Here is a 20,167-nt window from a genome sequence, read left to right as displayed (position 1 = left end):
TCCGCGCGGCCCGGAGGTTGCGCCCGGACCGCCCCTGTCACCCGTTCGCCGCAGGTCCGCCGTCACCGGGCGGCCCGGGCGTGGAGGTGCGGACCCGCCGGTCCGCCGGGCAGGAACTGCCGTCGGCCGGCAGCGAGCCGTACAGCAGGAAGTCGTCGACCTTGCGGTGCACGCACCTGGACGACGAGTAACCGGTGTGCCCGTCGCTCCTGTTGTCCAGCACGACGGCCGCCGCACCGAGCCGCCGGGCGGTCTCCTCGGTCCAGCGGTACGGCGTCGCCGGGTCGCCGCGCGTGCCGACCAGCAGCAGCTTCGCGGTGTCGACGTCCTTCACCCGGTCGCGGATGTAGGACGTGCCCTTCGGGCGGCCGTAGCACATCAGCAGCTGGGTGAGCTTGAACCGGCCGAAGACCGGTGAGGCCTGGTCGTAGGCGGCCCGCAGGCTCTTCAGGTCCTTGGTGAGCTGCGTGTCGGAGGGCCGGTCGGGGTCGTCCGCGCAGTTGATCGCCAGCAGCGCGGCCGGCAGGTTGTCGGCCGGGACGTCGGCGGAGTCCACGAGGCCGCCGTGCCGGCCGCCCGCCGCCCGTATCCCGTCCCCGCCGGGCCGCCGGACGGGCGGGGTGAAGCCGCCGCCCGGCCAGAAGGCGCCGGCGGAGAAGCCGAGCACGCCCCGGGTGTCGCCGTCGTCCACCAGCGAGGCGAGCGCGCGTTCCAGGGTGGGCCACAGCTCCTCGCTGTAGAGGGCCGAACCGATGGCCCCCGCCAGGTCCTGGCCGGAGAAGGAGCCGCCGAAGTCCGTGGGCACCGGGTCCCGGTCCAGCGAGCGCACCAGCCGGACCACCTGGCTTCCGGCCATGCGCCGGTCCCGTCCGAACGGACAGGCTATGTCGGTCGTACACCAGTCCAGGAAGTCGTCCAGAGCCGTCTGCAGCCCCTCGGCGCCCGCCACGCCCTGTTCGGACAGCGGTTCGGTCAGCGTGTCGACACCGTCCAGGGTCATCCGGCCGACCCGGTGCGGGAACTGCGCCGCGTACACCGCGCCGAGCCGCGTCCCGTACGAGAAACCCAGGTAGTTGAGCTTGCCGTCGCCGAGCGCCTGGCGCATCACGTCCAGGTCGCGGGCGGCGTCCACGGTGCCTATGTGCGCGAGCACCGGGCCGGAGTTGCGGGCGCACTGGTCGGCGGCCTGCCGCAGCCGCTTCAGCAGCGGCAGGGGCCGGCTGATGTCGAGGTTCTGGCCCGTCGCCACCGAGGTCTGGTCGCCGCCCTCGCCGCAGCTCACGGGGGAGGAGCGGCCGACGCCCCGCGGGTCGAAGGTGACGACGTCGTAGCCGTTGGTGAGGTCCATGAACTGCTTGCCGCCCGTCGCGAGTTCGTGGACGCCGGAGCCGCCCGGGCCGCCGAAGTTCAACAGCACCGAGCCCCGCGAGGCGCCCGTCGCCCGGTAGCGGGCCAGCGCCAGGTCGAGGGTGCCGGCGCCGGGGTGGGCGTAGTCGAGCGGAACGGTCACCTTTCCGCACTGCAGGTCTCGCGGCACGCCCGCGCCGTCGCATGCCGTCCACGCGATCTTCTGCTTGTAGAAGCGGGACAGCCCGGGCCGCGGCTCGTCGGCCGCCGCCGCGGGCAGCCCGGACCCGAGCAGCGTCAGGGTCAGCGCGCCGGCGCCCGCGCACTTGCGCACGGCGGGCCGGGTGGACAGCTTGGCCAGCATCGTTCGCCTCCCGGGGGGCGACCCGACGGGGACCGGGCGGCGCCCTCGCTCACCATAAGCGGGGTACGGAAGGGCCGCCTCCGGGCGAGCGGCACCACTGTCGATGATCTATTGTTCGCACTTTTCGCGCTGATCGATGCCCATTCGAAACTTTACGTGCGACTCGAAAGATCATGTCGCCCAATGGGGTGAAAGACTGATACGCCATAACCCCGATGGTCCGGCTGCGTTCTATCCGGTGTGGGCAAGTGCCCGCGACGATGTCTAGAAAGCAGGGAAATCCATGAGACGGGCTACCCGAAACGGTGTGATCGCTGTCGTTGCCGCCTCCGGTGCGATGGCCGTGGCGATGCCGGTGTCCGCTGCGTTCGCGGCCGACGGGGCCTCCGCCGACGGCGCGGCGACCGGCTCGCCCGGGGTGATCTCCGGCAACACCATCCAGGTCCCGGTGCACATCCCGCTGAACGTGTGCGGCAACACCGTGAACGTCGTGGGGCTGCTCAACCCCTCGGCGGGCAACGCCTGCGAGAACGGCGGTCACGGGGACAAGAAGAGCGGCTCGCACAGGGCCGGCTCCTCCTCGACCCACGGCGGCGCCTACGCGCACGGCGGCAGCAAGGACTCGCCGGGAGTCATCTCCGGGAACACCATCGAGCTCCCCGTGCACGTGCCGGTGAACGTGACCGGCAACTCGGTGAACGTGGTGGGCGTGGGCAACCCGGCGGTGGACAACCACTCCGGCAACCACTTCTCGGACACGCCGGAGACCACCACGCCGGAGCCGGTGCGCACGACGCCGGTCAAGTCCCACCCGGCCCCGCACACCCGGCAGGCCGCCCCGGCGCAGTCCGTGGCCACCCTGGCCCACACCGGAGCGGACATGACGGCACCCGCGGTCGCCGGCAGCGCGGCCCTGCTGCTCACCGGGACGGTCCTGTACCGCCGCTTCCGGCCGAGCCGCATGCGCTGACCCCAGCGGCAGGCATGCCCCACCGGACGCCGGCCCGGTGGGGCTCACCGCTGTCCCGGCCCGAGCGCCGCTGTCCGAAAGCGTGCCGGGAACCGCGCACCGGCCGGTCCCGGCATGGCGCGGGCCCGTGGCGATGGGCAAGGATGCCCGGTGCGCGGCCGAGCACCGCGCCGTACGGCAGCCCGACCTCACGGACAGTGGAGCGCACCGATGACCTCACCGGCCCCGCAGGACCTCGTCGTCACCCAGGCCACGCTCGCCGACTGGCCGGTGATCAGCGGGTGGGCGGCGGCCGAGGGATGGAACCCCGGGCTGTCCGACGGGCCCGCCTTCTTCGCCCAGGACCCCGAGGGCTTCTTCCTCGGCCAGATCGACGGGGAGCCCGTCTCGGCCGTCTCCGTCGTCAATCACGGCCCCGACTACGCCTTCCTCGGCTGCTACCTCGTCCGCCCGGACCTGCGCGGCCACGGGCACGGTCTGACCACCTGGAAGACCGCCCTCGCCCATGCCGGGAACCGCACCGTCGGCCTGGACGGAGTCGTCGCCCAGCAGGACAACTACCGTCGGTCCGGCTTCGAATTCGCCCACCGCACCGTCCGGTTCACCGGCGTCGCGTCCGGCGGCGGACCGGCGGCCGGCGTCCGTCCCGCGGGCCCCGCCGACCTGCCCGCCGTCACCGCGTACGACGCCCTCTGCACGCCCGCCGACCGCCCCCGGTTCCTCGCCGCGTGGCTCACCGGCCCCGGCCACCGCGCCTTCGTCCGGCACGACGGCGACCGGCTCACCGGCTACGGAGTGATCCGCCCCGGCCACGACACCCTGCGCATCGGCCCGCTGTTCGCCGACACCGCCGACGACGCCCGGGCACTGTTCGCCGCGCTCACCGCCGGCGCCGCCGGCCTGGAGGTCGCCGTCGACGTGCCCGAGCCGAACACCGCCGCGCTCGCGCTGGTGGAGGAGGCCGGCTTCAGCCCCTCGTTCGAGACGGCCCGCATGTACACCGGCCCGGTCCGCGCCCACGCCCAGGAACGCGTGTTCGGCGTGACCACTCTGGAACTGGGCTGACCCGAGGCCCCCGCCCGGCGTTCCGCCCGCCCCTCAGCGGCACCCGGCCTGAGCGGCATCCGCCCTCAGCGGCACCCGGCCCCAGCGGCACCCGGCCCGCGTGCGGCGCCGGATGAGCGCGGGGCCGGGTGAGCGCGGCGCGGCGGCCCGGCTCAGCCGCGTGCGGCGTGGAAGCGGTGGTGGAGTTCGCGTACCTCGTCGGCCAGTTCGGGTACCGGTCCCTCGACCACGACCTCCGGGGCGACCTCCCGCACCGGCAGCGCCCGTACCGGCGGCGCGGGTACCCCGAGGGCGGCCAGCCAGGAGGTGAGCTGCTCGGACGAGGCGACGTAGACGATGCGGCCGAGCCCCACCCAGGCGTGCGCGGCCGCGCACATCGGGCAGTGCTCGCCCGAGGTGTAGACCGTCGCCGCCGCGCGCTCCGCCGGGCTCATCCGGGCGGCCGCCCAGCGGGCCAGCTCGAACTCGGGATGACGCGTGCGGTCGCCGGAGGCCACCCGGTTGCGGTCCTCGGCGAGCACCGTGCCGTCCGCCGCGGCGAGCACCGAACCGAACGGCTCGTCACCGGACTCCAGCGCCTCGCGCGCCAGTTCCACGCAGCGGCGCAGATGGCGCAGCTCACTGTCCTTCACCATGACCCTCCGGAACCTCCTGTGCCGACAGCCCCCGGCGTCGCAGGTTACGGGCCGCGCCGCTTCCGGGCGAACGGAAAATCCCGTTGCCCCCGGGTGAGGGCCGATGCTGGACTGAGATCATGGATCACGCCGCGGTGCTCGCCCTGTACGACCGGGACATGCGCGAGGGCGCCCGCCCCGACGGGCCGGCGAGCCGGATCGAACGGGTCGGCGCCGTGGTGCGCCAGACCGGTGACGCGCACGCCTGGAACGGCGTGCTGTGGTCCGCCCTGGACGAGACGACGGCGGACCGGGTGATCGGCGAGCAGATCGCCCACTTCACCGGCCTGGGCCTGGACTTCGAGTGGAAGCTGTACGGCCACGACGGGCCGGCGGATCTCGGCGCCCGCCTCACCGCGGCGGGCCTGCGCGCCGAGCCCGAGGAGACGCTGCTGGTCGCCGAGACCGGCCGACTGGCCCCGGCCCCCGGCACACCGGACGGGATCGAGATCGTCGAGGCCACCGACGCGGCGGGCGTGGACCTCGTCGTCCGGGCGCACGAGTCGGCCTTCGGCACCGACGGCACCCGGCTGCGCCACCGCCTGCTGGCCCGGCTGGCCGACGACCCGGGCACGGTCGTCGCCGTGGTGGCGCTCGCCGGGTCCGAGCCGGTCGCCTCGGCCCGCATGGAACTGCTGCCCGGCGCCCGCTTCGCGGGTCTGTGGGGCGGCGGCACCGTGGCGGCCTGGCGGGGCCGGGGCGTCTACCGCGCCCTGGTCGCCCACCGGGCCCGCGTGGCCGCCGCCCACGGCTGCCGCTACCTCCAGGTCGACGCCTCGCCGATGAGCCGCCCGATCCTGGAGCGCCTCGGCTTCCACGCGCTCACCACCACGACGCCCTACCTGTACGAGGGCTGAACCGCCGCTCAGCGACGCGCCATCGCCCGGCCCAGCGCGGCCACGCCCACGGCCGCCAGGGCGATCTGGATGAACCACTCGATCCAGTCCGGCCCCTTGGTGTCCGCGACCCCGATCCCGGCGGCGATCGCCGAGCCCACCAGCGCGGCGACGATGCCCACCGCGATGGTCCACAGGATGCCGATGTGCTGGCGACCGGGTACGACGAGCCGGCCCAGCACGCCGATGACGATGCCGATGACGACGGCACTGAGGATGCCTGAGATCTCCATGTCAACCCCTCCGTTCCCGTCCCCCGCCGAAGGGCCGTCTGCCCGCTGCGACCGCGTGCACGCCGACGCGGTCATTGCCGGGACTTTCTGTTCACCGGACCTTTGTGCCATGTACCTTTCAATCGATCGACGCGTGTAGAACCCTCATGCGTGCTCTACGCGCGCAGACAAGGCGCCCCCACCGCCTCTCCCCACTCCCATGGAGGTTCGCCGGATGTTCGGATCGAGGAGATCCCTCCGCCCGTTCACCACCGCCCTGGCCGGACTCGGACTGTTCGTGACCGCCGCGGCCTGGCAGATCGGCGCCGCACCCGCCCCCGCCCACGCGGCCACCACGCACCGGATCCTGTTCGACAACGCCCACGCCGAGACGGCGGGCAACGCGGACTGGATCATCTCCACCAGCCAGCCCGACCCGCTCGGCCAGGACGCCACCCCGTCCGCCGAGACGGACTGGACCGGCGCCCTGTCCTCCTGGGGCGTGGCCCTGCAGAAGGCCGGCGGGTACAGCCTGAAGACCCTGCCCTCCGGCTCCGGCCTGAGCTACGGCGGGTCGTCGGCCACCGACCTGTCGAACTTCGACACCCTGGTGCTGCCCGAGCCCAACACGCTGTTCACCACCGCCGAGAAGACGGCGATCATGAACTTCGTGAAGAACGGCGGCGGCCTGTTCATGATCTCCGACCACACCGGCGCCGACCGCAACAACGACGGCCAGGACGCGGTCGAGATCCTCAACGACCTGATGACCAACAACAGCGTCGACTCCACCGACCCGTTCGGCTTCTCCATCGACTCGCTGAGCATCAGCTCCGACTACCCCTCGGCGATCAGCGACAGCACCGACCCCGTCCTGCACGGCTCGTTCGGCACGGTCAGCAAGAGCCTGATCGCCAGCGGCACGACGGCCACCCTCAAGCCCGCGGACAACGCGAGCGTCAAGGGCCTGCTCTACCGCACCGGTTACTCGGGCAACACCGGCGCCTTCTTCCTCACCAGCACCTTCGGCAGCGGCCGGGTCGCCTTCTGGGGCGACAGCTCGCCCATCGACGACGGCACCGGCCAGTCGGGGAACACCCTGTACGACGGCTGGAACGACACCGGCGCCACCAACGCGGCCCTCGCCCTCAACGCCACGGCCTGGCTGGCCGGTTCCGGCACCAGCGGAGGCGGAGGCGGAGGCGGCACCGGCACCTGCACCGCCGCCCAGCTCCTCGGCAACAACGGCTTCGAGTCCGGCGCCACCTCCTGGACCGCGTCCAGCGGCGTCATCACCAACGACTCCGGCGAGGCCGCCCGTACCGGCTCCTACAAGGCCTGGCTGGGCGGCTACGGCTCCGCGCACACCGACACCCTCGCGCAGACGGTGACCGTCCCCGCCGGATGCGCGAACGCCACCCTGAGCCTCTACCTCCACATCGACACCGCCGAGACCACCACCTCCACGGCCTACGACACCCTGAAGGCCCAGGTCCTCAACAGCGGTGGCACCGTGCTCTCCACCCTCGCCACCTACTCGAACCTGAACGCGGCGAGCGGCTACACCCGGCGCACCTTCGACCTCACCGGCTACGCGGGCCAGACGGTCAAGCTCCAGTTCACCGGCACCGAGGGCTCCACCAAGCAGACGTCGTTCGTCATCGACGACACCGCGCTCGACGTGAGCTGAACCCCGGGGGGCGGGCCCGTCCGGGTCCGCCCCCGCCCGGTCAGCCGGCCGGCAGCGTCCGCTCCGGGGTGTTCCAGCCCGACACCCGCACACGCGGCGCCGAGCCCCTGAGGTCCGCGGTCCGGTAGACGGCGGTCAGCGTCACCGACTCGCCCGGCCACAGACCGACCTCGTTGTCCGACCACCGCACCGGCAGCACGGGCCGGCCCCGGTCGTCGACCAGGTGGACGTCCGTGAACAGGGACGGCGTGCGTCCGCTCCCCGGGCGCCGCAGGGTCACCGTCGTCGTGGACGTGCCGCCGGACGACGTCGTCGCCGCCGTCGCCTCCACCGGCGCCCGCTCCATCGCGGCGAGTCCCGTGAGGTCGGCGTAGCGGGTGGCCGGCGTATGGTACCAGTCGGTGTGCGCCCAGTCGAGCGTGTCCGGTGCCGTGGAGAGCCAGTAGACGTTCCGGCTCACCTCCCGGCCGTCCCCGTCGGTCAGGGTCAGCCTGAGCAGATACGTCCGGGGCAGGCCGCTCACCGACGCGGGCAGGGTGAACGCGGTGCGGCGCGCGCCGTCGCCGTCCACCGACACCCCGCCCGCGGACCGGTCGTACCGCTGTGTGCCGTCGGGGTCGAACAGGGTGGCCCGGGCGGTGAGCCGGCCCGCCGGACCATGTCGGCCGTTGACGACCACGACCGAGCGGTCGTCGTAGGAGTACTGGATGTGCAGCGGCTCGTTCGCCTTCTTCGCGCCGAAGTAGGCGCCGTTCTGGTCCAGATAACGGTCCGTCAACTGCCAGTGCAGGGACGTCCAGCCGCTGTTGAACATCCAGTAGACCACCCCGGTGGCCGGCCTGTCCGCGTCCGTGGCGTTGCGCCCGTAGGCCTCGTACTGGGCGCGGACGTTCTCGTACTGGGCGAGCTGCGCCTTGCGGACGTAGTCGGCCAGGTCCTTCGGCGCGCCGTAGCGGCCGGTGAGGGCGGCGTCGTAGATCTTCAGGGTGCCGAAGACGGAGGAGGGCGAGCGGTGGTACTGCGGGGCGCCCGGGTCCTTCCAGAGGGTGTCCAGCTCGGCCGGGGTCATCATCCGGCGCAGGGTGTCGAGCGTCGGGATGTCGGGGCCCGCGCTGGTTTCGGAGTTGAAGCCGGTGGCCCCGCCCTCGCGCTTGGCGTACCAGTAGCCGGGCGGGACCCAGTCGTACGGCCCGGTCATCTTCATCCCCGAGCGGCCGAGTCGCGGTGAGGAGTTCTCGGAGGCGGCCGGGATCACCGGGTCGGGCCAGTCGGCGGCCTTCAGGGCGTCCAGGTACTCCCGCTCGATCGTCGCGTCGGGGGCCGCGTCGCTGCCGATCAGGAACGAGATCACGCTCGGGTGGCCGCGCAGCCGGGCGGCCTCCGCGGCCATGGACGCCTTGGCGACCCGGTGGTCCGCCTCGGTCCACTTCTCGCCGGAGCCGTCCTCGTTGACGTTCCCCTCCCACTTGTCGCAGCACTCCCAGCCGGGCAGCGCGAGCAGGCCCTTGCGGTCGGCGAGGCCGAAGAACTCGTCGGGCTCGAGGTGGCCCTCCAGGCGCAGGGTGTTCAGCCCGAGGTCGAGGGCCTGGTCGAGCCGGTCCGCCACGTAGCGGGGGTCCCAGCGCAGGAACTCGTCCGGGGACCAGCCGCCGCCCCTGATCAGCAGCCGGCGGCCGTTGATCCGGTACGCACGGGCGCCGTCGGCGTCGAGCGGGGCCTGCACGTCGCGGATGCCGAAGGTCTCGTGGGCGGTGTCCGAGGCCGTGCCGGACACCGACGCGGTGAGGTCCAGGTCGTACAGGGGCTGGCCGCCCATGCCGGCGGGCCACCAAACCCGCGGGGAGGCCAGGCGCAGCCCGGGGGTGTCGGCGGGGGAGAAGGTGACGGTCTTCGTCTCGTGCGGGGCGAGCGGCACGCTCCGGGTGAGGACCGCCCCGGCGACGCGCCCGGTCACCTCGGCGGTGACCGCCTCGGCGGAGTCGTTGCGGGCCCGCGCCTTCACGGTCAGGTCGGCGGTGGCGAGGGACGGCACGTCCAGCCGGGTCACCACGTGCGCGTCGCGCAGCGCCACCGGGCCGCCCCGGCGGACCAGGACGTCACGGACGATGCCCATGTTCCGGTCGGGCGGCGGCTGGAGCCAGTCCAGCCAGCCCATGGTGAGGTCGGCGTCCGGATCGTTGGGCCGGATCCGGAACGCGACGGTGTTGGCGCCGGGCCGCACCAGCGAGGTGATGTCCAGCTCGTGGCGGGTGTAGGCGCCGGTCACGTCCGCCGCCGCGGCCACCGCGTGGCCGTTGACGTAGACGTCGGCCGCCGAGACGACCCCGCTGAAGTCCAGATGGGTGCGGCGGGCGGTGTCCTCGACGGTGAAATCGGACCGGTACCACCAGGAGACGTCGAAGTCCTTCCGCGGGATCTTCCGCAGATTCGTGGAGTGGAAGGGGTCCGGGTACACGCCGTCGGCGAGCAGGGCGGCCAGCACCGTGGAGCGGGGGCCCGCCGGGTGCCAGCCGGCGGCCGGGTAGCCGGGGGAGGAGACGGCCGCCGCCGGGTCGCTCACCTTCGCCGTCGACTGGATCGCGTACCCGGCGAGCGGGGTGGCGGAGCCGGCCGCCGAGGGCACCTGGGTGACCGCGGCCGGCGGCTGGTGCGGCGCCGGGCTCCGGTCCGCCGCCGCGGCCCGCGCGCCGGGCGGCAGCAGGGCGACGAGGCTCAGCAGCAGGGCCGCGGTGACCGGGCGGCGTCCGGGGGCGGGGCGAGGGAACACGGCGGTCTCCAGCCTCGTGAAGTCAGGAGCCCGGTGAGGAAACGTCACTAACCTGGCTCGAGGTCGTGCGCGGCACGGGCCGCGTCGACGACCGTAGGCCCCGCCCGCCCCGGCGGACGGCGCGAACCGCTCGGCTGTCGCCCGTCCGGCGTCGCGGGGCCGCACAACTTCATCCGCCGGCCGGCCCGGCCGGGCGGGCCGCTGCCGCGCGGTCCGCACGCCCGTCGCGTGAGGAGTCCCCATGTCCGGCAGTCCGCGGCCCCCGGGCGGCTTCGTCCGCCGTGTCGGCCCGTTCCAGGCCACGGCCATCAACATGAGCCAGATGTGCGGCATCGGGCCGTTCGTGACCATCCCGCTGATGGTGAGCGCGTTCGGCGGACCCCAGGCGGTCCTCGGCTTCGTCGCCGGTGCCGTGCTGGCCCTGTGCGACGGGCTGGTCTGGGCCGAACTGGGCGCCGCCATGCCGGGATCGGGCGGCACGTACGTCTACCTCCGCCAGGCCTTCCGCCACCGCACCGGCCGGCTGCTGCCGTTCCTGTTCGTCTGGACGGCGATGCTCTTCGTCCCGCTGATCATGTCCACCGGCGTGGTGGGCTTCGTCCAGTACCTCGGCTACCTCGCCCCCGGCCTCGGCCGAACCTCCGGCGACCTCGTGGGTCTCGGCGTCATCGCCCTGGTCGTGGCCCTGCTCTGGCGCGGCATCGAGCACATCGCCCGCATCACCGCCGTGATGTGGGCCGTGATGATCGCCTCGGTGCTCCTGGTGATCGCCGCCGCGGCCACCGGCTTCAGTCCGCACCTCGCCTTCACCTATCCGGGGCACGCCCTCGACGTCACCTCCGGCCACTTCTGGCCGGGCTTCGCCGCGGGCCTGACCATCGGCATCTACGACTACCTCGGCTACAACACCACCGCCTACATGGGCGCCGAGATCAAGGACCCCGGCCGCACCCTGCCGCGCTCCATCGTCCTGTCGATCCTCGGCATCATGGCCATCTACCTGCTGCTGCAGATCGGCACCCTGGGCGTCGTCGACTGGCACCGCATGACCGATCCGCACGACATCGCCTCCACCTCCGTGGCCTCCGCCGTGCTGGAGCGGACCTGGGGCAGGGGGGCCGCCGACGCCGTCACGGTGCTGATCCTCGTCACGGCCTTCGCGTCGGTCTTCACCGGCCTGCTGGGCGGCTCCCGGGTGCCCTGCGACGCCGCCCGCGACCGGGTCTTCTTCCGGCCGTACGCGAGGCTGCACGCCCGGCACCGGTTCCCGGCGCTGGGTCTGGCGACCATGGGCGTGATCACCGCGATCGGCTTCCTGATCGGCCGGCACACCGACCTCGCGACCCTGATCCAGCTCCTCACCACGGTGATGGTCATCGTCCAGGCGCTGGCCCAGATCATCGCCCTGGCCGTGCTGCGCAGACGCCGGCCCGCACTGAGCCGCCCCTACCGGATGTGGCTCTACCCGCTGCCCGCCGTCATCGCCTTCACGGGCTGGTGCGTCATCTACGGCTACGCCGACGAGAACTCACCGGGCCGCCATCCCGTCGAATGGTCCCTGGCGTGGCTGGCCCTCGGCTGCGCCGCCTTCCTCGTCTGGGCACGGCTGGAGCGGGCGTGGCCGTTCGGTCCCCAGGAGGCCGAGGAGCCCGACGACGCCCAGAAGGCCACGGACCGGACCGCCGAGGAGGGCACGGCCCTGGAAGCGGGCTGAACGCCACCGGGCGGCGCGAGCCGCCGGTGACATGGGGAGGCCGGTGACATGGGGAGGCCGGTCCGCCCGGGCGGACCGGCCCCGCATTCTTCGTGTCCTTCGCTTTTCGCCTGGTCCTCCTTCCCTCGCGTCCGTACTCGGGGAACCCTTCTCCCAACGGCCGGTCTCTCTGTGGCCGGCCTCTCTACGCTCGCGGGGCGCTCCTCGCGGCGGTACCGGCACCCGCTGCCACGGGGAAGACCGCCGGCGTGCCGATCACACATGGTTCACGATCACACCTAGGTCGATATGCGCCACTCCTCCGCATTCTGCCCCCGTTTTCTCCTGATGTGTAGGGTCTGCACGCGCCGGACCCGGCGGCCGCCGCGTCCTCAGTCCTCACGGCCGCGGGCCCGTCTGAACCTGGCCAGGCCCTCGGAGAGATCGACGACCGGGTCCGGGTAGTCCAGCGCGGCCCGGTCCGGCCCGGTCAGCTTCCACGGCTCGTGCGCCGACGCCCCGCGCAGCGGCCCGAGTTCGGGCACCCAGCGACGCACGTACGCCCCGTCGGGGTCGTACCGCTTGCCCTGGGTGACCGGGTTGAGGACGCGGTTGGGACGGGTGTCCGTGCCGGTGCCGGCCATCCACTGCCAGTTGAGCTGGTTGTTCGCCACGTCCCCGTCGACCAGCAGCGCGAGGAAGTGCCGGGCGCCCACCCGCCAGTCCACGTAGAGCGTCTTGGCCAGGAAACTGGCGGCCAGCAGCCGGCCGCGGTTGTGCATCCACCCCTCGTGCCGGAGCTGCCGCATCGCGGCGTCGACGATCGGATAACCCGTACGCCCCTCCCGCCACGCCTCGATGTCCTCCCGTGCCGTCCGCTCGGTTCGCCAGCGGTCGTGTTTGGGCCGGTAGTCGGCGGTGGAGGCGTCCGGCCGGGCCGCCAGCACCTGGCGGTGGAAGTCGCGCCAGGCGAGCTGTCGTACGAACGCCTCGGCGCCCGGCCCGCCCGTCCGGCGGGCGCGGTGCACCAGTTCCACGGGGGAGAGGGTGCCGAAGTGCAGGTGCGGGGAGAGCCGGCTCGTCCCGTCGCCGGCCAGGTCGTCGTGCCGTTCCTCGTACCGCTCGACACCGCGGCGCAGCCAGGCGGTGACCAGCTTGCGGCCGAGCACCTCCCCGCCCTCGGCCAGCCCCTCGGACACGCCCGCCACCCCCGCCCGGGAGAAGAGCTCCTCGGACCCGACGCCCTCCGGCACCCGGATCGCGCGCGGCGCGCCGAGCGGGTCGCGCAGCCGCGCCTTCGACCACTGCCGGTAGTACGGCGTGAACACCGCGAAGTGGTCCGAGGAGGCGGGCGTCACCGCCCCCGGGGTCAGCGCCGTGGTCACCGTGTCGTGCACGTGCAGCCGGCGTCCGTCGGCCTCCAGGGCCCGGCGCAGCCGCTCCTCCCGGCGGTGCGCGTAGGCGCTCACGTCGGCGGCCATGTGCACCTCGTCGGCGTCGGCCTCGGTGACCACCTTGCACACCTCCTCGACCAGGTCGCCGGAGCGCAGCACCAGCCGGCCGCCCCGCAGGCGCAGCCCCGCGTCCAGGTCGCGCAGGCAGTCGGCGAGGAACGCCAGCCGGTTGGGCGCCGCGTATCCGGCCTCGTCCACTCCCCGGTCCCGCACGAACAGCGGCACCACGTGCCGGGTGCCGTCCAGCGCCGCCCGCAGCGGCGGATGGTCGTGCAGGCGCAGGTCGGCGGTGAACAGGACGACCGAGACGTTCATGGTGCGGCTCCGGGGCGTCGGGGCGTGGGGTCGGGCAGCGGACGCTGCTTGCTTCCGTTCCGCGGCGCCCGGTGGATGCGGGGCGTCAGCGCGCGGGCGTCCGTTCCCGACGCCGGGGGAGCGGGGCGGTGGTGGCGGCGGCGCGGGCGATGTTGCGCGCCATCCCGCCGAACACCACGGCGTGGAACGGCGAGACGCCCCACCAGTAGGCCTGGCCGAGCAGCCCGTGCGGATGGAACAGCGCGCGCTGCCGGTACCGGCTGCGTCCGGTGCCCTCCGGCTCCACGTACATCTCCAGCCAGGCCAGCCCCGGCAGCCGCATCTCGGCGCGCAGCCGCAGCAGGCGCCCCGGCACGATCTCCTCCACCCGCCAGAAGTCCAGGGAGTCGCCGACCCGCAGTCGCTGCGCGTCCCGGCGGCCGCGGCGCAGTCCGACCCCGCCCGCCATCCGGTCGAGCCAGCCGCGCAGCGCCCAGGCGAGCGGGAAGGAGTACCAGCCGTTCTCGCCGCCCACCCCCTCGACGACCCGCCACAGCGCCTCGGGCGGGGCGTCCACCGAGGCCTCCCGGACGTCCGTGTACAGGCTGCCGCCCGCCCAGTCGGGGTCGGTGGGCAGCGGGTCGCTCGGCGCTCCCGGCACCGAGGCCGACGTCCAGCGGGTCACCACCTGGGCGTCGCGCACCCGCTGCAGCGCCAGCCGTACGGACTCGTCGACGGGCAGCGGCCGCCCCGGCGGGTACGGCAGGTAGCCCTCGATGTCGCGCTCGTGGCAGACCACCTCGTGGCGCAGCGACTCCGCCAGCGGCCGGGCGATGGAGGCGGGCACCGGTGTGACGAGGCCGACCCAGTGGCTGGACAGCGTCGGGGTGAGGACCGGCACGGGCAGGATCACCCGGCGCGGCAGCCCCGCGATCTCCGCGTAGCGGACCATCATCTCACGGTACGTGAGGACGTCGGGGCCGCCGATGTCGAAGGTCCGGTTCACCTCCGCGGGCAGATGCGCGCTTCCGACCAGGAGGCGCAGCACGTCCCGTACGGCTATGGGCTGGATGCGGGTGTGCACCCAGCTCGGGGTGACCATGACGGGCAGCCGCTCGGTGAGGTAGCGCAGCATCTCGAACGAGGCCGAGCCGGAACCGATGATCACGGCCGCGCGCAGCACCGCGGTGGGCACCCCGCAGTCCATGAGGATGCGGCCGACCTCGGCGCGGGACCGCAGGTGCGGGGAGAGCTCGTGCTCCGGCACGCCCTCGGGGGTCAGCCCGCCCAGGTAGACGATGCGCTTCACGCCGGCCGCCCGGGCCTGTTCGCCGAAGATCCGGGCCGCCTCGCGGTCGGTCTTCTCGAAACCGGCGCCGGTGACGAGGGCGTGGACCAGGTAGTAGGCCACGTCGACGTCCCGCATGGCCTCCGCGACGGAGCCGGCGTCGGTGACGTCGCCGTGCGCCACCTCGATGTCGCCGGCCCAGGGATGGTCGCGGAGCTTGCCCGGGGAGCGGGCGAGGCAGCGGACCCGGTACCCGGCGGCGAGGAGTTCCGGGACGAGCCGGCCGCCGATGTACCCCGTGCCGCCCGTCACCAGGCAGCGGGCACCGCCCTTCACGTCGTCGCCGTCCATTCGTCTCCGCCCTTCGTGCCGCCGGTCGGGGGGTGCTACCGAGTTCCCCCCGTCCGGCTCTTCGACGCGGAGACGCCGCACGGATGCGCGGACATGAGGGCGCCCTTCCCGGGCAGGCGCACAGTACGGGCCGCTGACAGCCCGGACCGGGCCCCGACGCAGGAGGTGTGAGCCGCCATGAGCGCGCAGGTACTGGAGCGATTTCCCGCTGGATCCCCCCGCGGATCGTGGCCCGCGGAGGAGTACGCGGCAGCACGCCGCGCCCAGGGCGAGGCCGCGACCGTGGTGATGGACCTGAAGTCGGACGCCTTCCTGGTCGTGGTGCCGGGCCAGGACGAGGACTGACCCGGGCCGCCCGCAGCGGCCGCCCGCGGCGGGCGCCGGGCGCAGAGGCCCGGCCCGCCCGGCGACCGCGGAGCACCCGTCCGGCGCAACCGCGGACCGCGCCGTACCGCGGACCCCGGACCCCGGACGCTGCGGCGGAGCCCGGGGGCGGGCGGTGGCGCGGAATCGCGGTGACCTTGGAGCCCGCCGCGTGCGAGACTCCGCCGATGACCCCCGAAACGATCACCGCCGACGCCGCGGGCACCTTCCGCCTGGGCGACCTGCCCGTCCACCGCATCGGTCTCGGCGCGATGCGCCTGACGGGCAGCGCCGCCTTCCACCACGGCACCCCGAGCGAGCGTGAGCGTTCGCTCGCCGTGCTGCGCAGGGCGGTCGAACTGGGTGTGAACCACATCGACACGGCGGCCTTCTACTTCTCCTCCCTGCGCTCCGCGAACGAGCTGATCAACACCGCGCTGTCCCCGTACCCCGACGGCCTGGTCGTCGCCACCAAGGTCGGCCCGCACCGCGACCCGCAGGGCGAGTGGGGCACCGCGGCCCGCCCCGACCAGCTGCGCGGACAGGTCGAGGAGAACCTGCGCCAGCTCGGCCGGGACCACCTCGACGTGGTCAACTACCGCCGCCAGAGCCAGGACTCGATCGCCGAGCACTTCGGCGCCCTCGCCGAACTGCGCGAGGCGGGACTGGTCCGCCACCTGGGCGTCTCCAACGTCGAGCCGCGGCACCTCGCCGAGGCCCTGGAGATCGCCCCGGTGGTGTGCGTGCAGAACCGGTACGCGGTGGACCGGCCCGACCCCGCAGGCGACGAGGTGCTGCGCCTGTGCGGCGAGCGCGGTATCGCCTTCGTCCCGTTCTACGCGGTCGCCGGCGCGGCGGGCGAGCACGGCGCGACCGCCGCCCACGACGACGCGGTCCTCTCCACCGCCCGGGCGTACGGCGTGAGCCCCGCCCAGATCCGCATCGCCTGGACCCTGCACCAGGGCCCGCACGTGCTGGCGATCCCCGGCACCGGCGACCCCGCCCACCTCGTGCAGAACGTCGCCGCCGGCGCGCTGCGCCTCACCGGGGAGCAGGCCGCCCGGCTCGGCGCGGCCCGCGACCGGGCCGCCTGACCGCGGGACGCGCCGCCGGCGCCTCGGCGCCGCCGGCGCCTCGGCGCCGCCGGCGCCTCGGCGCCAGTGGCGGCGGCCGCGCGCGGGCGGCCACGGTACGGGTGCGAGGGCCGTTGACTACAATGACGTCGCCGGTCCTGTGGGCCGCGGAGGAGGACGGGGTGAGGAACGATCCGATGACCGACGCCAGGGACGCGCGCAGGCCGGCCGGCGAACTCGAAGCGAGCGTGATGGCCGCCCTGTGGGCCGCCGGCACGCCCCAGACCCCCGGTCAGGTGCAGCGCGGCCTCGGCACCGGCCTCGCCCGCACGACGGTCACCACCATCCTGACCCGGCTGCACGACAAGGGCGTCGTCGCCCGGCACCGCCACGGGCGCGGCTACGCCTACTTCCCGGTGCAGGACGCCCAGGGCCTCACCGCGCGCCGCATGCACACCGAACTCGACCGGGACAGCGACCGGGAGACCGTCCTCGCCCGCTTCGTCGCCCAGCTCAGCCCCGACGACGAACGCATCCTGCGGGACCTGCTCGAACCCGGCGAGCGATGACCGTACTGCTGCTGCTGCCCCTGCTGCTGCCGTTCGCCCTGCCGGCCCTCGCCCGGCGGGCGCTGGACCGGCTCGCCCCGGTCGCCGCGCTGTGGGCGGTCACCGCGTCCGCGGTCGTCCTGGCGGGCTGCTCGGTGGGCGCGCTCGGCCTCTTCCTGCTGACCGGCCTGCTCAAGCTGCCGCTGTTCGCCGCGCTCGGCGAGCTGATCCACCCCTTGCACACCGCCTCCGACCTCTTGGTCCTGCCCGCCGCCGCGCTCTCCGTCGGCGCCCTCGCGGTGTGCGCCCACAATCTGGCCCGCTCCGTGCTGCGGCAGACCCGCGCCTTCCGGGCCGCCCGCACCGAGGCCGGGCGCGGGCCCGCGGCGGGCGACCTGTGCGTGGTGGACTCCGTCCGCCCCGACGCCTACGCGCTGCCCGGCCGCCCGCACCGCATCGTCGTCACCACCGCCATGCTGCGCTGCCTCGACGCCCCCGAGCGCGAGGCGCTGTTCGCGCACGAGCGCGCGCACAACGAGGGCGGCCACCACTACTTCCTGGCCGCAGCCGAGCTCGCGGCACACTGCCACCCGGCCCTGCGCCCGGTCCGCGACTCCATCCGGCTCGCCGCGGAGCGCGCCGCCGACGAGGCCGCCGCGGTCCGGGTCGGGGACCGGCGGCTGATCGCCCGCGCCATCGCCCGCGCCGCCCTCGCCGGCCAGGCCGGCCGCTCCGAGCGGCCCGCCTTCGCCGCGGGCGCGACGGCGGGACCCGTCCCGCTGCGGGTCCGGGCCCTGCTGGCCGACGGGCGCGCCCCCGGCCGGGCCGGCCGCGCGGTCGCCGCGCTGCTCCTCGCCTGCACCGCCGTCTCCTGCGTGGCCTCGGCGGCCGGTCTGGCCGACGTCCACCACCGGGTCGAGGTCGCCCAGGGCGATCAGAGCCCGTAACCGCACCGCCGGCCGGCGGTCCCGCCGGGCAGCGTTCCCCCGCCTGTGCGGCGGTGACTGGCGCTCGCTGGGTTTTACGTATAACCTCACCCGCCAGTCCACCCCACCGGAAGGCCCCGATGCGACGCGTTGCCCTGGTCACCCTCGTCGTGGACGACTACGACGAGGCCATCCGCTTCTACACCGGCGCCCTCGGGTTCCGGCTGGCCGAGGACGAGCCCCGGCCGGACGGCTCCCGCTGGGTCGTCGTGGAGCCGGACGCACCGGGTCAGGGCACCGGCCTGCTGCTGGCCCGGGCCAAGGACGAGCGGCAGCGCGCCCGGACCGGGGACCAGACCGGCGGCCGCGTCGGCTTCTTCCTGCACACCGACGACTTCGCCCGCGACCACGCCCGCATGGCCGCCGCCGGCGTCACCTTCCTGGAGCAGCCGCGGCACGAGGCGTACGGCACGGTCGCCGTCTTCCAGGACCTGTACGGCAACCGCTGGGACCTGCTGCAGCCCGCCGGCTGACCCGCCGCCCGCCTCCCCGCACTTCGAACCATCCGCCCGAGGAAAGAACCACCATGACCGCTACGCGCGTAGACGCCGACGTCATCCGCAGCCTGCCCAAGGCCGTCCTGCACGACCACCTGGACGGCGGCCTGCGCCCCGCCACCGTCGTGGAACTCGCCGCCGCGGTCGGCCACACCCTGCCCGCCACCGACCCCGACGAGCTGGCGGCCTGGTACTTCGAGGCCGCCAACTCCGGCGACCTGGTCCGCTACATCGCCACCTTCGAGCACACCCTCGCCGTCATGCAGAACCGCGAGGGCCTGCTGCGGGTCGCCGAGGAGTACGTCCTCGACCTCGCCGCCGACGGCGTCGTGTACGCCGAGGTCCGCTACGCCCCCGAGCTGAACACCAGGGGCGGGCTGTCGCTGAGCGAGGTCGTGGAGGCGGTCCAGGAGGGCCTCGCCGCGGGCATGGCCAAGGCGGCCGCGGCGGGCACCCCGGTGCGCGTGGGCACCCTGCTCTGCGGCATGCGGATGTTCGACCGCGTCCGCGAGGCCGCCGACCTCGCCGTCGCCTACCGGGACGCCGGTGTCGTCGGCTTCGACATCGCCGGCGCCGAGGACGGCTTCCCGCCCGCCGACCACCTGGACGCCTTCGAGCACCTGCGCCGCGAGAGCGTCCCGTTCACCATCCACGCCGGCGAGGCGCACGGCCTGCCCAGCATCCACCAGGCCCTCCAGGTGTGCGGCGCCCAGCGCATCGGGCACGGCGTGCGCATCACCGAGGACATCGTGGACGGCAAGCTCGGCCGGCTGGCCGGCTGGGTGCGCGACCGGCGGATCCCGCTGGAGATGTGCCCGACCTCCAACCTCCAGACCGGCGCCGCCGCCTCGATCGCCGAGCACCCGATCACCGCGCTCAAGGACCTCGGCTTCCGGGTCACCCTGAACACCGACAACCGGCTGGTGTCGGGGACGACGATGACCCGGGAGATGTCCCTGCTGGTCGAGGAGGCCGGCTGGACGGTGGAGGACCTGCGCACGGTCACGGTGAACGCGGTCAAGAGCGCGTTCATCCCGTTCGACGAGCGCAGGGCGCTCATCGAGGACGTGGTCCTGCCCGGTTACGCGGCCGCGCTCTGACTCAGCCCCCGCAGGTAGGCGGCCTGTCCGACATGCTGGAGATCGTCGGACAGGACGCTCACCAGGCGCGCGCCGAGTGTGACCGGCGGGTCCCAGCGCTCGTCCACGATCCGTTCCAGGTCCTTGGCGGCCAGGCCGCGCAGGGCACCGAGCGTCTGCTCGTGCACGGCGTCGTAGTACCCGGTGAGCGCTCCGGCCGACTCGACCCGCACCTTCCCGACCTCCGCCGGGCCGTGGCCGTAACCGGTGTCGTGGGCGGGCAGGTCGAGGCCGAAGCGCTTCTCGAAGCCCTGGGAGAGCCACACCTGGTCGAGGCCGAAGGCGTCGGCGACGTGGTCGTCCTGCACCCGGGTGAGGTGCCAGACGAGCCAGGCCGCGGAGTTGGCGTCGGGCGCGGGACGGAAGTGCAGCTCGTCGGGTCCCAGCCCCTCGAGGGCGGCGTGGACCTCTTCCTGGATGCGGCCGTAGCCGTCGATGAGGATGTCCTTGGCATGCATGACGTCCACCATCGCGCATCGCGCCCGTCCACGCGCCC

18 protein-coding genes are annotated in these 20,167 nt (G+C 74.0%); 11 read left to right on the top strand and 7 right to left on the bottom strand.

All coding sequences use genetic code 11. From position 1 onward, the window contains the following. Positions 1 to 37: 37 nt before the first annotated feature. A complete protein-coding gene (locus TNCT1_RS04710; protein WP_143628540.1) occupies positions 38 to 1,711 on the bottom strand; it encodes an alpha/beta hydrolase in 1,674 nt (557 codons plus the stop codon). Between the two features lie 307 nt (positions 1,712 to 2,018). Here TNCT1_RS04710 and TNCT1_RS36780 point away from each other — a divergent pair, with 307 nt between their 5' ends. Together TNCT1_RS36780 and TNCT1_RS04700 are read left to right on the top strand one after the other, a co-directional pair. After that, on the top strand, positions 2,019 to 2,681 hold the full coding sequence (locus TNCT1_RS36780) for a chaplin (protein ID WP_235902338.1): 663 nt from the start codon (positions 2,019 to 2,021) through the stop codon (positions 2,679 to 2,681). Positions 2,682 to 2,891: 210 nt separating this feature from the next. After that, positions 2,892 to 3,746 (top strand): GNAT family N-acetyltransferase, encoded by an 855-nt coding sequence (locus TNCT1_RS04700; protein ID WP_143628535.1) that lies wholly within the window; start codon positions 2,892 to 2,894, stop codon positions 3,744 to 3,746. A 152-nt stretch (positions 3,747 to 3,898) separates the two neighbouring features. Here TNCT1_RS04700 and TNCT1_RS04695 read toward each other — a convergent pair whose 3' ends face one another. Beyond that, a complete protein-coding gene (locus tag TNCT1_RS04695) occupies positions 3,899 to 4,381 on the bottom strand; it encodes a nucleoside deaminase (protein WP_143628533.1) in 483 nt (160 codons plus the stop codon). A 119-nt stretch (positions 4,382 to 4,500) separates the two neighbouring features. Between TNCT1_RS04695 and TNCT1_RS04690 the strand changes: the two genes are divergently transcribed. Further along, positions 4,501 to 5,277, top strand: coding sequence for a GNAT family N-acetyltransferase (locus TNCT1_RS04690; protein WP_143628531.1), 777 nt, complete (start codon positions 4,501 to 4,503; stop codon positions 5,275 to 5,277). Between the two features lie 8 nt (positions 5,278 to 5,285). Here the strand turns inward: TNCT1_RS04690 and TNCT1_RS04685 are convergent, their stop codons facing one another. Continuing rightward, positions 5,286 to 5,549 (bottom strand): GlsB/YeaQ/YmgE family stress response membrane protein, encoded by a 264-nt coding sequence (locus TNCT1_RS04685; RefSeq protein WP_143628529.1) that lies wholly within the window; start codon positions 5,547 to 5,549, stop codon positions 5,286 to 5,288. A 214-nt stretch (positions 5,550 to 5,763) separates the two neighbouring features. On the opposite strand from TNCT1_RS04685, the gene TNCT1_RS04680 reads away from it, so the two are divergent. After that, a complete protein-coding gene (locus TNCT1_RS04680) occupies positions 5,764 to 7,218 on the top strand; it encodes a hydrolase (protein ID WP_143628527.1) in 1,455 nt (484 codons plus the stop codon). A 40-nt stretch (positions 7,219 to 7,258) separates the two neighbouring features. Here the strand turns inward: TNCT1_RS04680 and TNCT1_RS04675 are convergent, their stop codons facing one another. Next, complete coding sequence (locus tag TNCT1_RS04675; RefSeq protein WP_143628525.1) at positions 7,259 to 9,985, bottom strand: sugar-binding domain-containing protein; 2,727 nt, start codon at positions 9,983 to 9,985, stop codon at positions 7,259 to 7,261. Positions 9,986 to 10,226: 241 nt separating this feature from the next. Here TNCT1_RS04675 and TNCT1_RS04670 point away from each other — a divergent pair, with 241 nt between their 5' ends. Beyond that, positions 10,227 to 11,699, top strand: a complete 1,473-nt coding sequence (locus TNCT1_RS04670) for an APC family permease (protein ID WP_143628523.1) — start codon at positions 10,227 to 10,229, stop codon at positions 11,697 to 11,699. A 371-nt stretch (positions 11,700 to 12,070) separates the two neighbouring features. Here TNCT1_RS04670 and TNCT1_RS04665 read toward each other — a convergent pair whose 3' ends face one another. Both TNCT1_RS04665 and TNCT1_RS04660 read right to left on the bottom strand, forming a co-directional pair. Further along, positions 12,071 to 13,447 (bottom strand): deoxyribodipyrimidine photo-lyase, encoded by a 1,377-nt coding sequence (locus TNCT1_RS04665; protein ID WP_143628520.1) that lies wholly within the window; start codon positions 13,445 to 13,447, stop codon positions 12,071 to 12,073. Positions 13,448 to 13,532: 85 nt separating this feature from the next. Next, a complete protein-coding gene (locus tag TNCT1_RS04660; RefSeq protein WP_143628518.1) occupies positions 13,533 to 15,065 on the bottom strand; it encodes an SDR family oxidoreductase in 1,533 nt (510 codons plus the stop codon). 177 nt (positions 15,066 to 15,242) lie between these two features. Between TNCT1_RS04660 and TNCT1_RS35760 the strand changes: the two genes are divergently transcribed. The 6 genes from TNCT1_RS35760 to TNCT1_RS04635 all read left to right on the top strand — a co-directional run bounded on the left by TNCT1_RS35760 (position 15,243) and on the right by TNCT1_RS04635 (position 19,632). Continuing rightward, complete coding sequence (locus TNCT1_RS35760) at positions 15,243 to 15,410, top strand: hypothetical protein (protein ID WP_174266149.1); 168 nt, start codon at positions 15,243 to 15,245, stop codon at positions 15,408 to 15,410. 206 nt (positions 15,411 to 15,616) lie between these two features. Next, positions 15,617 to 16,522: an aldo/keto reductase gene (locus tag TNCT1_RS04655; RefSeq protein WP_143628515.1), complete on the top strand. Its 906-nt coding sequence runs from the start codon at positions 15,617 to 15,619 to the stop codon at positions 16,520 to 16,522. 176 nt (positions 16,523 to 16,698) lie between these two features. Beyond that, positions 16,699 to 17,070 carry a BlaI/MecI/CopY family transcriptional regulator gene (locus TNCT1_RS04650; protein ID WP_143628513.1) on the top strand — a complete coding sequence of 124 codons (372 nt, stop codon included), beginning with the start codon at positions 16,699 to 16,701 and terminating at the stop codon, positions 17,068 to 17,070. Then, on the top strand, positions 17,067 to 17,996 hold the full coding sequence (locus TNCT1_RS04645; RefSeq protein WP_143628511.1) for a M48 family metalloprotease: 930 nt from the start codon (positions 17,067 to 17,069) through the stop codon (positions 17,994 to 17,996). Before TNCT1_RS04650 ends, TNCT1_RS04645 begins: the two co-directional genes overlap by 4 nt. 119 nt (positions 17,997 to 18,115) lie before the next feature. Further along, entirely contained in the window at positions 18,116 to 18,508 is a 393-nt protein-coding gene (locus TNCT1_RS04640) for a VOC family protein (protein ID WP_143628508.1), read from the top strand. 53 nt (positions 18,509 to 18,561) lie between these two features. Continuing rightward, complete coding sequence (locus tag TNCT1_RS04635) at positions 18,562 to 19,632, top strand: adenosine deaminase (protein ID WP_143628505.1); 1,071 nt, start codon at positions 18,562 to 18,564, stop codon at positions 19,630 to 19,632. On the opposite strand, the gene TNCT1_RS04630 is transcribed toward TNCT1_RS04635, so the two are convergent. Then, positions 19,614 to 20,129 carry a DinB family protein gene (locus TNCT1_RS04630; protein ID WP_143628502.1) on the bottom strand — a complete coding sequence of 172 codons (516 nt, stop codon included), beginning with the start codon at positions 20,127 to 20,129 and terminating at the stop codon, positions 19,614 to 19,616. The two genes, TNCT1_RS04635 and TNCT1_RS04630, sit on opposite strands and share 19 nt — an antisense overlap. Positions 20,130 to 20,167: the final 38 nt, after the last annotated feature.

The sequence above is a fragment of the Streptomyces sp. 1-11 genome, from assembly GCF_007176755.1.
Lineage (GTDB): Bacteria > Actinomycetota > Actinomycetes > Streptomycetales > Streptomycetaceae > Streptomyces.
This window is presented reverse-complemented; position numbering and strand designations above follow the sequence as displayed.